This window comes from Bradyrhizobium sp. HKCCYLS3013 (assembly GCF_051167615.1).
Taxonomy (GTDB): Bacteria; Pseudomonadota; Alphaproteobacteria; order Rhizobiales; family Xanthobacteraceae; genus Bradyrhizobium.
Map to the genome: position 1 here is coordinate 121,970 of NZ_JBNPTK010000015.1, position 11,936 is coordinate 133,905.

The 11,936-nt window shown below is 64.1% G+C and carries 7 protein-coding genes; 4 read left to right on the top strand and 3 right to left on the bottom strand.

The genetic code is table 11. From position 1 onward, the window contains the following. Positions 1–152: 152 nt before the first annotated feature. On the bottom strand, positions 153–668 hold the full coding sequence (locus tag ACQR1F_RS24720) for a hypothetical protein (RefSeq protein WP_316179714.1): 516 nt from the start codon (positions 666–668) through the stop codon (positions 153–155). A gap of 83 nt (positions 669–751) precedes the next feature. Beyond that, positions 752–1,696 (bottom strand): OmpA family protein, encoded by a 945-nt coding sequence (locus ACQR1F_RS24725; protein WP_434914039.1) that lies wholly within the window; start codon positions 1,694–1,696, stop codon positions 752–754. Positions 1,697–1,973: 277 nt separating this feature from the next. Between ACQR1F_RS24725 and ACQR1F_RS24730 the strand changes: the two genes are divergently transcribed. The 3 genes from ACQR1F_RS24730 (at position 1,974) to ACQR1F_RS24740 (ending at position 7,877) form a co-directional block, all read left to right on the top strand. After that, positions 1,974–2,780: a lytic murein transglycosylase gene (locus ACQR1F_RS24730; protein WP_434914018.1), complete on the top strand. Its 807-nt coding sequence runs from the start codon at positions 1,974–1,976 to the stop codon at positions 2,778–2,780. A 75-nt stretch (positions 2,781–2,855) separates the two neighbouring features. Beyond that, the gene (gene putA, locus ACQR1F_RS24735; RefSeq protein ID WP_434914019.1) at positions 2,856–6,509 is read left to right on the top strand and encodes a trifunctional transcriptional regulator/proline dehydrogenase/L-glutamate gamma-semialdehyde dehydrogenase; all 3,654 of its coding nucleotides are present in this window, start codon (positions 2,856–2,858) and stop codon (positions 6,507–6,509) included. A 120-nt stretch (positions 6,510–6,629) separates the two neighbouring features. Next, entirely contained in the window at positions 6,630–7,877 is a 1,248-nt protein-coding gene (locus ACQR1F_RS24740) for an amidohydrolase family protein (protein WP_434899452.1), read from the top strand. Between the two features lie 956 nt (positions 7,878–8,833). On the opposite strand, the gene ACQR1F_RS24745 is transcribed toward ACQR1F_RS24740, so the two are convergent. Continuing rightward, positions 8,834–9,241 carry a hypothetical protein gene (locus ACQR1F_RS24745; RefSeq protein ID WP_434914020.1) on the bottom strand — a complete coding sequence of 136 codons (408 nt, stop codon included), beginning with the start codon at positions 9,239–9,241 and terminating at the stop codon, positions 8,834–8,836. A 461-nt stretch (positions 9,242–9,702) separates the two neighbouring features. Between ACQR1F_RS24745 and ACQR1F_RS24750 the strand changes: the two genes are divergently transcribed. Continuing rightward, positions 9,703–11,772, top strand: a complete 2,070-nt coding sequence (locus tag ACQR1F_RS24750) for a hypothetical protein (RefSeq protein ID WP_434914021.1) — start codon at positions 9,703–9,705, stop codon at positions 11,770–11,772. Positions 11,773–11,936 lie beyond the last annotated feature (164 nt).

Consider the following 11,936-nt stretch of genomic DNA (forward strand, 5'->3'; position numbering starts at 1 on the left):
GATCTCCCGCGGATCGTGAACGACCTCGACATGGTAGCACCGGCCGCAATGGGCTCAAGGCCGGAGCCGTCCGGCAGGGACATGGCTGACGCGCCATCGCGGCGCGCCGCTTCGGGACGATGGCGCGCCGGGCAGGCCGCGCGCCGATGACCTCACGCCGCCTCGCCCTCGGCCACGCCATGCTGCTTGGCGATCACGCTCTGCCAGACGCTGGCGATCGCGCGCTGGGTCTCCGGCGCGATCAGGCAATGGCCCTCGGGATCGAAGCCGCAGAACCGCACGGACGGATCGTGCCTCGTCTCGATCAGCGCCTTGTTGATCATGTCCAGCGAGGCCATCACCTGGCCGATGTTCTGCAGCCGCGTATGATGCAGGATGTCGATCAGGCGGAACATCATCACCGGCGGCTGGCCGAGTGCGATGCCCGGGCGGCCGAACTCGAAGAACACGTTCACGGCCGGCAGCACGCCCTGGATCTGCGCCAGGATCTTGGCCGCATCGTCGGCCGAGCAGGCCACGAGGTGCGCGCCCGGCTCCGGCAGGGCGGGCGGTGCCGAGGGGGCCTCCGGCCCGAGCCCGAGCCCCGACAGCACCTGGTGCTCGATCCAGCGCCGCACCTCCGGTGGCGCCGAGCGAATCTGGTCGGCGGTCAACGTAATCCCGATCATGGCGTCGTCTCCAGTTTGGCCGTGGAGCTTAGGGAGCCACGATGGCGCTGTCTTGACGAGGATCAAGCGGGCCGCGCGCCGTCTCAGGGCGCCACCAGCTCGACGCGGCGGTTGAGGGCGCGACCTGCCTCGGTGGCATTGCTGCCAACCGGAGCGAGCAGGCCGACGCCCGCGGTGCGCAGCCGCGCCGGCGCGATGCGATAGCTCCGCGCCAGCTCGGCGGCGACCGCCTCGGCGCGCCGCCGCGACAGATCGAGATTGTAGTCGTAGCTGCCCTGATTGTCGGTGTGGCCGACGATGAAGACGCTGAGCTGCGGTTGGCCGGCGAGCAGCTGCGCGATCTGCTCCAGCGTCGGCCGGCTCTCCGGCTTCATCGTCGCCTTGTCGGTATCGAAATAGATGCCGTAGAGCGCGATGTGGCCCTTGTCGCCGAGGCCCTTCGCCATCTCGGCGGCGCTCACCATCTTGTTCTCCATCGCGCCGAGCTCGGCGATGGTGAGCTGGGCGTAGATCTGCTGGTTGTTCTGGCTGACCAGCACGCTGGCATAGGTCTCGCGTCCGCCTGCCGCCTTGTGGCCGGCGACATAGCGATAATCGAAGCCGTCGACCCACATCTGCGGCACCGGCAGCGCGTCGATCGCTTCGGTGAACGGGATGGCGCCGCAGGCATCGGTGTCGCAGGCGAGGAGTGGCTCGAAGCCGGCCTTGGCGAGCTGGTTCTCGAAATTGCGCGACACTTCAAGGATCGAGGGACCGGGCGCGGTGCGATAGGCGATTCTGACGATGCGGCCTTCCGGGCGCCGCTCGTCGGTCGCCTTGCCGTCCTTGAACGGCGCCGCCTGCATGCGCGCCGCATCGAAATCCTTGGCGACATAGCCGGTGATCACGCTGCCGGCGAAACGGCCGATGCCTGGATAATCCCTGGCTCCCGCGATGTCGCCGGGCTGGGCAGCTGCAGGCGCCAGCGTGTGACAGAGCAGAGCCGCGAACAGCGCGAGCTGCGTCAGTGCGCCGAGTCGGAACGTCATTCTCATGGGGGACCTCTCCAGGCAAAGGCGGGCAAAGCGGGCTAACGCGTGTAGCGTGCAGAGGGCGCTCGATCAGCGCGCGCAAGGAATGCGACCGCGACGAAGACGCGCCTTGCATATGTGGCGGGGAGGCCGCGTTGCGTTCAAAGGAGCCGAAGACGCAATGCAGATCGGGGGCGATTCCTGCCGGCTGGCCTGCCGCCGCCAAATCGGGCATGGTGACCGCGCTTGGCGCCGCCTGTCCTCATCACGCTCTCATGCAGGGACCTTTCTTCTCATGCTCGTTGTCCGATCCCTCGTAGTTGTTGCGATCCTCTCATTTGCCTCTCCTGCCCTGGCTGCGCGCTGCGGCGGCGACTTCAATACCTTCATCACGAGCTTCTCGGCGGAGGCGCAGGGCGCTGGCGTCTCGGGCGGCACGATCAGCCAGGCGCTGTCGGGCGTGACGCTCGATCCGGCCGTGCTCGCCTTCGACCGCCGCCAGCGCTACACCTTCAACAAGAGCTTCGAGCAGTACGTCTCGACCCGCGTCGGCGCGGGCCGCATCAATGGCGGCCGCGCCATGCTGCAGCGGCACGCGGCACTGCTGTCGAAGATCGAGCAGCAATATGGCGTGCCGCGCCAGATCCTGGTCGCGATCTGGGGGCTGGAGACCGATTTCGGCAAGGGCGACATGGGCAAGCTGCCGGTGATCCGCACGCTCGCCACGCTGGCGCATGATTGTCGCCGCACCGAGCTGTTCCAGGGCGAGCTGCTGGCGGCGCTGAAGATCGTCCAGCGCGGCGATCTCACTCTGCGCGATCTCGTCGGCGCCTTTGCCGGCGAGATCGGCCAGACCCAGTTCCTGCCGTCGTCCTACATCAAATACGGCGTCGACTTCGACGGCGACGGCCGCGTCGACCTGCGCCACTCGACCGCCGACGTGCTGGCCTCGACCGCCAACCTGCTGCACAGCAACGGCTTCAAGATGGGCGCGCCCTACGACGAGGGCTCGGCGAATTTCGAAGCCATGCGCGAGTGGAACAGGGCGGTGATCTACCGCAAGACCATCGGCTACTACGCCGATCAGCTGATCGGGCGGTAGCGCGATCCGTCGCTCGCGGCCTGCGCTCAGGCCGGAGGCATGGCGAGTGATGGGGACCGATTGAGGAGACGTGTCATGTCGCAGCCGCCGCCACGACCGTTCGCCGCGTTCGATGCCCACCTCCAGCGCCAGAGCGGGCTGCGCGCCGCGATCACCTCGGCCTATCGCCGCGCCGAGCCGGACTGCATCGCGCCGCTGCTCGATCTCGCCGCGCTCCCGGAGTCGTCGTCGGCGCGGGCCACCGAGCTGGCGCGCGATCTCGTGCTGCGTCTGCGCGGCAAGGCGCAATCCGGCGGTGTCGAGGGACTGATCCACGAATATTCGCTGTCGAGCCAGGAGGGCGTGGCGCTGATGTGCCTGGCCGAGGCGCTGCTGCGGATTCCGGACACCGCGACGCGCGATGCGCTGATCCGCGACAAGATCGCGACCGGCGACTGGCGCGCCCATATCGGGCACAGCCCGTCGCTGCTGGTGAACGCCGCGACCTGGGGCCTCATCGTCACCGGCACGCTGACGGCCGCCGCCAGCGAGGACAGCCTGGCGTCGGCGCTGACACGGCTCATCGCCCGCGGCGGCGAGCCGATCATCCGCAAGGCCGTGACGCTCGCCATGCGCCTGATGGGCGAACAGTTCGTGGCAGGGCAGACCATCGACGCTGCGCTGTCGAACGGCCGGCCGTGGGAAGCGCAGGGCTTCCGCTACTCCTACGACATGCTCGGCGAGGCGGCGACGACGGCGGCTGATGCTGCGCGCTACTTCGCCGCCTATGAGACGGCGATCCATGCGATCGGGCGGCATGCGGCCGGTGCCGGCATCTACGACGGGCCGGGCATCTCGATCAAGCTGTCGGCGCTGCATCCGCGCTACGTCAGCATCAAGCGCGACCGCGTCATGAACGAGCTGCTGCCGCGGCTGAAGCAGTTGGTGCTGCTCGCGCGGGGATACGACGTCGGCCTCAACATCGACGCCGAGGAAGCCGATCGTCTGGATTTGTCGCTCGATCTGCTCGAGGCGCTCTGCATCGATCCGGACCTCGCCAGCTGGAACGGCATCGGCTTCGTCATCCAGGCCTATCAGAAGCGCTGCGCCTTTGTGGTTGATTGGCTCATCGACCTCGCACGGCGCACGCGGCGCCGGCTGATGGTGCGCCTCGTCAAGGGCGCCTATTGGGACAGCGAGATCAAGCGCGCCCAGGTCGATGGTCTCCAGGACTTTCCGGTCTTCACGCGCAAGCACCATACCGACGTGTCGTACCTCGCCTGCGCCCGCAAACTGCTGGCCGCGCCCGACGCCGTGTTCCCGCAGTTCGCGACGCATAATGCGCGCACGCTGGCATCGATCGTGGAGATGGCCGGTCCCAATTACGAGCGCGGCCAGTATGAATTCCAGTGCCTGCACGGCATGGGCGAGCCGCTCTACGAGGAGGTTGTCGGACCCGCACGGCTCGGACGCCCGTGCCGCATCTACGCGCCGGCCGGCTCGCATGAGACGCTGCTGGCCTACCTCGTGCGCCGGCTGCTGGAGAACGGCGCCAACACCTCCTTCGTCAATCGCATCGCCGATCCCGCCGTCTCCGTCGACGATCTGATCGCGGACCCCGTCGCCATCGTTCGCGCGTCGGAACGCACCGGTGCCCCGCACGACAAGATCAGGCGTCCGCCTGCGCTGTTCGGCCCGGGCCGCGTGAACTCGGCCGGATTCGACCTTTCCGATCAGCGCGCGCTGGCGCGTCTCGGCGAAGGCCTGGTCACGAGCGCGAGCCTCGATTGGAAGGCTGTGCCGACCGGAGCGACGGGCAGCGAAGGTGCGCGCCTCATTCGCAATCCCGCCGATCGCCGTGACGTCGTCGGCGCGGCCAGGGATGCCGCGCCTGCCGAGATCGAGGCCGCACTGTCGCGTGCGGCGAACGCCGCGCCGGCCTGGGCCGCGACCAGCCCGCGCGTGCGCGCCGCATGCCTGCGTGCTGCGGCCGAAACGATGGAGGCGCGTCGCCTCGTCCTCATCGGCTTGATCGTCCGCGAGGCCGGCAAGACCTTTGCGAACGCCGTCGGCGAGGTGCGCGAAGCCGTCGATTTCCTGCGCTATTATGCCAGCGAGATCGAAGCGCTGCCCGACGGCGACATTCCCAGGCCGCTGGGTCCCGTGGTCTGCATCAGCCCGTGGAATTTTCCGCTCGCGATCTTCACCGGCCAGATCGCAGCCGCACTCGCGGCCGGCAATCCGGTGCTGGCGAAACCTGCCGAGGAGACGCCGCTGATCGCCGCCGAGGCGGTTCGCATCATCCATGAGGCCGGCGTTCCAGCGGATGTCCTGCAATTGCTGCCCGGCGATGGCCGCGTCGGCGCCGCGCTGGTCGGCGATCACAGCGTGCAGGGCGTGATGTTCACGGGATCGACCGACGTCGCGCGGCTGATCCAGAAACAGCTTGCCGAGCGCCTCACCGTCCATGGACAGCCCGTGCCGCTGATCGCCGAGACCGGCGGCCAGAACGCGCTGATCGTGGATTCCTCGGCGCTCGCCGAGCAGGTTGTCGGCGATATCATCGCTTCCGCCTTCGACTCCGCTGGCCAGCGCTGTTCGGCGCTGCGCATCCTCTGCCTGCAGGCGGACGTCGCCGACCGCATCCTGTCGATGCTGCGCGGCGCGCTGCGCGAGCTCGAGCTCGGCAATCCCGCGTCGTTGTCGGTCGATGTCGGCCCGGTCATCAGCGGCGAGGCCCGCGACACGCTCGATGCGCATGTCGCCACGATGCAGGCGCGCGGCCATGCCGTGGAGCGGCTGCCGCTGCCACCGCAGGCGGCGCACGGCACGTTCGTCGCGCCGACCATCATCGAGATCAGCAACATCTTCGATGTCGAGCGCGAGGTGTTCGGCCCCGTCCTCCACGTCCTGCGCTACCGTCGCGAGCAGCTCGCTGACCTCGTCGACGCGATCAACCTCACCGGTTATGGCCTGACCTTCGGTATCCATTCGCGGATCACGGAGACGATTGCCCGTGCCTCGAGCCGCAGCGCCGCCGGCAACATCTATGTCAACCGCAACGTGATCGGTGCGGTGGTCGGCGTGCAGCCGTTCGGCGGCTCCGGCCTGTCGGGGACCGGGCCGAAGGCCGGCGGGCCGCTGTATCTGCGCCGGCTGTTCGCGATGCCGCCGCGCCAGCGGCTCATGGCGTCGCAGTCTGACGCGGTCTTGCGCTCTTATCTCGACGGGTTGCGGGCCAGCGGACATGCCGCGGCGGCGCTGGCGTGCGAGGCGCATGGGCCCCAGGTGCTGGCCGGGCTCGAGATCGAGTTGCCAGGACCCGTTGGCGAACAGAACATCTATCGCATCACCGCGCGCGGCGTCGTCGCTGCACTGGCGAGAAGCGAGCAGGCGTTGCTGGTCCAGATCGGCGTCATTCTGATGACCGGCAACGACGCGTTCGTCGAACGCGCGAATCCCGCTGCTGCCGTGTTGGGACCGCTCGCCAGCCGGCTGCGCGGCCGCCTGCGGATCGTCGACAGCTGGCGGGCTCTCCGCGATCTGCAGGCCGTGCTTTCCGATGGCGCGGCGGATGAATTGATCGCGCTCGGCCGCGACCTCGCCACGCGCCCCGGACCGATCGTCCCGCTCGTCACGCCGCGCGCCAGCGACGGCTGCTACGATCTCGACCGGCTGGTCACCGAGGTCAGTCTCTCCACCAACACCGCGGCCGCCGGCGGCAATGCCAGCCTGATGTCGATCGGCTGAGAAGACAGGTATTCCGTCCCGGGCTGGCTCGAGGCCGCAGGACAGGATAGGGGAGAACACTGTCATCGTCGGCTCGCTCCGCCCGCTGACGCACGCTTCGCTCCGATCGAGGACACCTTGATGCCGACCATCCTGTTCAAGAATGCCGCTCTGCTCGACCCGCTGCAGCCGGAGCTGCGCGAAGGCCATCACGTGCTGGTCGAGGACCATCTGATCAAGGATGTGTCGGACAAGCCGCTGCAGACCAGCGTCGACCAGACCATCGATCTCCAGGGCAAGACGCTGATGCCGGGCCTGATCGATCTGCACGTCCATGCGATCGCGGTCGAGCTCAATCTCGCCCAGCAGGTGCAGATGCCGAACGTGCTGGTCACCTTGCGCTCGGCGCTGCTGCTCAAGGGCATGCTGCGGCGGGGCTTTACGACGGTGCGTGACGCCGGCGGCGCCGGCTATCCGCTGAAGCAGGCCGTCGACACCGGCCTCACCGAGGGCCCGCGGCTGTTCGTGTCCGGCCGGGCGCTCAGCCAGACCGGTGGCCATGGCGACATGCGGGCGCGGACGGATTTCCTGTCCGACAACGCCCCTTGTCCGTGCTGCGTGCGGGTCGGCGCGCTGGCCCGCGTGGCCGACGGCGTCGATGCGGTCCGCAAGGCGGTGCGCGAGGAGCTGCAGATGGGCGCCGACCAGATCAAGATCATGGCCTCCGGCGGCGTCGCCTCGCCGACCGATCCGGTCGGCGCGTTCGGCTATTCGGAGGATGAGATCCGCGCCATCGTCGCCGAGGCCCGCGCGCGGCAGACCTACGTCGTGGCACATGCCTACACGGCGGAGGCGATCGCCCGCGCCGTCCACTGCGGTGTGCGCACCATCGAGCACGGCAATCTCGTTGACCTTCCGACTGCGCGCCTGATGGCCGAGAAGGGCGTCTATGTCGTCCCGACGCTCGTCACCTATGAGGCGCTCGCCAATGAAGGCGCGCAATACGGCCTGCCGCCGGAGAGCGTCGCCAAGATCGCGGATGTGCGCGATGCCGGCCTGCGCTCGCTCGGCATCTATCGCGACGCCGGCGTCAAGATGGGCTACGGCAGCGACCTCCTTGGACCGTCGCAGCGCCTGCAGAGCGATGAATTCCGGATCCGCGCCGAGATCCTCGGTGCCCGCGAGGTCATTGCCAGCGCGACCGTGATCGGCGCCGAGGTGCTGGGCATGCAGGGCAAGCTCGGCTGCATCGCGCCCGGGGCCTTTGCCGACCTGCTCGTGGTCGAGGGCAATCCGCTGCGCGACGTCTCGTGCCTGCTCGGCCAGGGCGATCACATTCCGCTGGTGATGAAGGCCGGCAAGGTGCACATCGACCGGCTGAACGCCTGAGGCAGTTCGGCGCCGAAATCCATCGGGCCAATGGTCGACAGTCCCAGCGTTTGTGCGCGCTGTCATGCGGGACGTCCATCGTCTCTCCGCCGCCTCGACGCTGCGGGCGCCGACATCTGCGATGAGTGCTTCTTAGAACGCAGTCATTCGGCCTCGCGGCGCGCCCTGCGTCCGAGTTGTGCGGGTCGTTTCGCCCTCATCGACGAAGAGGGCGCAGGGAATGCCGGGAGCTGGCCGCCCCCATGGCCCGCCTGCGAAAAAAATGCAGGCGGCAGGTACCACAGGTTCAGCCGAGACATCCCGGCATTCCCCGCGCGATGGTTGGGCGGCTTATACGTCCTCTCCCCGGGGACCGGCTGTCTTGCCCCCGTCACGAACGGATCATCGTCACCGTCCGCTTGGCCTCAGCACCGGGAGGCCAGGACCCTACGATTTCGCCGGCGCATCGGGCTCGTTCGTCCGCACGATTGCTCGCGCTGCGATCCGATGCACCCACCGCATCCCGCACCCACGTCTCGTGACGATCGCGAAGCGCCCCTCATGGCGGGACGGGATGCGCATAGTCAATCATGATTTTCTGAAAAACGAAAGTGGAATATTTTTCGTGGGAGGACTGGACAAGGATGATGTGCTTGAGGCGGTGAGTAAAATCAGATCTTGGGCGCATCGCATCAGAGGTTGACTTGTCGGTCGTGCGCGCCTGGCTTCGAGCTCGCACGAGTCTCGAGAAGCATATCCGCCCAAGCCCAGCCGGCCGACGTCTTTGGCGGCGGCCGGAAGGTCCGAGAAGGGCGAATTGCGGACGTGACCGGGTCGCCGGACCGTACCCTGAATGGCCCTGGAGGCTGCCGACTCGCGGCGCTGCATCAAGTCGGCAACTATCCGAGGTACACCGGCCGTGACGCTAGCTCGTTCGGGACGGCAGCAAGTGACCCAGAGCAGAACTCAGATGCCTCTTATAGAGACCAATGCTTGAGCGCAAGTTGATGCTCCGTTAGATCGGATGGGGAGAGCTCTATGTTTTCCGCCATCCATATTAGAAATTGACATATCATTTCGCGTTCGCAGTCTGATGCCACGGCCCGCAGCTCTTCACTAAACTGTTGGTTTGCAAGTTTCATCATGACTACATCGTAATGAAATGTATCCCGAGGAGCTCTCGTTTTTAGATAGTCGAACAGTTTCGGCATCCAGAAGAGCAATGCCTCAGGGTTCAAATAAATTAACAGCACATAGTCAAGCGAGTGTTCGCCGATCTCGGCCCGCGGGTTAGAGTATTTTTGCTGGACCTGCTGAGATTCCAGGCTCCGATGACGAGCAATAAAGCATAAGCGCAGCACATTCTCTGGTAGAGAACGAGACATCACCATCTCCTTCGGCCCATTTGTCTATCGCAGTATTGTCGTCATGATGCACACTGCTCTCGCAGCTTCCAGATCGCCGCTAGAATAGCATGCGCGTAGCTTTGTTGGGATTTGGTTTCCGAGCGGAACGAGGATCGAGCGATGAAGCGCTACGTCTGCGGTTGGCCCATGGCTGCCGACTTACGGCGCTGCGGCAAGTCGCCTGTTATCTGGGGTACACCGGCCATAGCGCCACCCCATTTCGGAGGACAGCCCATGGCCCGGCAGAGAAGGGCCGCCAGGGCCATGCCATGTCAGTTATTCGAGGCTGTGAAGAGATTTACTCGGTATGAGAATTTCAGTCTTTGACCCGAATCCGACCGGGTCGCCCCCCTGGGGGACCGTCTCGTGGTTGACCTAAATCAATATAGCTAGAGGTTGATTCGATCACATCTTCTAGCATTTTGTGTCGGTGAACCCACATGGAAAAGTCGGCAGACGAAACTGTGATCATCGTGCACGGCACTTGGGCAGCGCCCGAGCCGGATCAGTTCGCGAAACGGAGATGGTATGAGCCAGTTGATGGCCGGCCAGGAGACGAGCCGTTTACTGCCAAGCTCAATGCCGCGCTGGAGGAGCGCGGATCTCCGGCTCGGTGTTGGGCGCACTGCCCGCAGGGCGATAAGGTCCTTCAGTGGTCCGGTGAGAATAGCTGGGTCGCGCGCACGCAAGCTGCAACGTCGTTGGGCAAATACGTGGCCAAGCTCCAGAAGGAAGGCTGGCGATGTCACATCGTTGCGCACAGCCATGGTGGAAATGTCTTAATCGAGGCGTTGCCACAAATCATGTCCGGGTACGCCGCAGGACAGGAGAGGGGGAGACTAGTTACTTTGGGTACTCCGTTCATGGACGTGATGTCGCCAGTACTCAAAAAGTACGAGTGGCGACAAACAAACTTGACAGTGATTTCTCTGGTGCTTGTTGCCAGCCTCTTGTTTTCAACTTACACAAACTTGCCCGCTCTCAGCAGGGTTTTTCAGCCTGGGCCTGTCTTTGCAACTATTAGCGATATCCTGCCCTGGCTTACACTCATTCTGGGCATATCGTTTGTTGGAATGTTGTTGATCCAAACATTCCGTGTGATCGACCCGGATGCTACAGTAGAGAAGCGTAGAAGTTGGCTTCTATACGTTGCCCTGGCGACGGGAGTGTTACTTACTGACTCGCTCTTCGGACAGACGTTGTCTTCCTCCATGGGCCAACTATTATCCCTACCGTTTAATATGTTGACAGATGCTGATGGCAGTCCGACGTCCTTGGCCTTTGTGGCAGCTTTGTTAGCTCCCGCACTCGCAGTTATCGTCTCCAAAATCGGTCTCAGGTCTCCTAGTTACTGGGGTCTATATACTTCCGGCACAACTGGTCGCTGGTCATGTTGGGCTGCGCACTATCTATTTTGTTTACTCTTCATGGTGCTGTTCAACGCAATGTGGGTTCAATTGGGATTCGTCCTGTTTTGGACTGCAGGACTCCTCGCTCAGGGCCGACCGGGCGCAGTAGGTGTAAACATCTGCGTGCTTCTTGAGGCCCTTGTCCTGTTGTACGTTGCCGACCGGCATCTATTCACGTTCGCCGGTCTAGCTTCGCCTGCAGTCAGTTTCCACTTGGATGATGCTCGCAACCCACGTCGCCCAATACTTCTTGCCATCAGCAGCCAGATGGATGAGGCGTGGCAACTCCTATATCAAATTCGCCAATGCAGCGATCCGCTGTCGATCAAAACGAGTTTTTCTGGCTACATGTTGTCTGCCCTCCAACGCACCATCTCAGAAAGATTGGCGGTAGCGCGAGTTCACGGCGCGAAATCTTATAGCGAGCTCGGGGCCGTTGCTAAGTTCGTGGCTGTGTCGATCTATATCTTCATAGCCGCTGGAGCGACGTATATTATCTACTGGCTTTATCGAGATGCGACCAGCGAGCTCGGGCTATTACTGGTTGTATTCACGCTGAAGTTGGCGGGTGCCATGACCACAACGTTTATCGTCTTGCTGATGGGCATTACGAGCCTTTTTGGTGCAAGTTTCCTGTCGGGCTTTTTGTCGCCATTTCGTTGGTGCTTCCAAGTTGCTCGCTCGCTACTCGATATTCCGGGCGAGCTTGGAGTGTACTTACTGCGCAATCGAAGCTGGTCACTACTCTTAGGGATGGCTATGGGCTTGGAAGGCTATCGCTATTCTCTACCGCTTATAGAACAATTTCCTAGTTTTGCTCCCGACAGCGTCGTCAGATATGAGAACATGCCAAAAGGCGCGGAGCAACGCGCGCTCGACAAACGCAGTACGTGGATTTCACGTCACCTTGGCGATGTTTCGGAGACGTTCTCGAAGCTTGCGATTACCGCAGCCGATATATCTTCGCTCTTGCGAATTGTGGAACAAGATCAAACCTTGGTTCACAGTGCCTACTACACTGACGAAGAGTGCATCGCTCGCATTGCGGACTGGATCTCTCAGAGAGGCGCTCTGGGTCCCGATGCTGCATTGAGAGAATGATGGCCGAGCCATTTGTCGGATTTTGGCCCATGGTTGCCGCCCCAGTATGACCGCGCGAACGGTCGGGAACGGAGGTAACCCGGACATAGTGATCCAGCCAGGTTCGATCGTGAGTACCAGCAACCTTCCACGTCCCACGTCCGTAAAGGGCTGAATGCGGACGC

What these genes read in the sequence shown, in the direction of transcription:
- putA (WP_434914019.1), top strand. Translation starts at nt 2,856, where the DNA reads ATGTCGCAGCCGCCGCCACGACCGTTCGCCGCGTTCGATGCCCACCTC.
- ACQR1F_RS24750 (WP_434914021.1), top strand. Translation starts at nt 9,703, where the DNA reads ATGGAAAAGTCGGCAGACGAAACTGTGATCATCGTGCACGGCACTTGG.
- ACQR1F_RS24725 (WP_434914039.1), bottom strand. Translation starts at nt 1,696, where the DNA reads ATGACGTTCCGACTCGGCGCACTGACGCAGCTCGCGCTGTTCGCGGCT.
- ACQR1F_RS24720 (WP_316179714.1), bottom strand. Translation starts at nt 668, where the DNA reads ATGATCGGGATTACGTTGACCGCCGACCAGATTCGCTCGGCGCCACCG.
- ACQR1F_RS24745 (WP_434914020.1), bottom strand. Translation starts at nt 9,241, where the DNA reads ATGTCTCGTTCTCTACCAGAGAATGTGCTGCGCTTATGCTTTATTGCT.
- ACQR1F_RS24730 (WP_434914018.1), top strand. Translation starts at nt 1,974, where the DNA reads ATGCTCGTTGTCCGATCCCTCGTAGTTGTTGCGATCCTCTCATTTGCC.
- ACQR1F_RS24740 (WP_434899452.1), top strand. Translation starts at nt 6,630, where the DNA reads ATGCCGACCATCCTGTTCAAGAATGCCGCTCTGCTCGACCCGCTGCAG.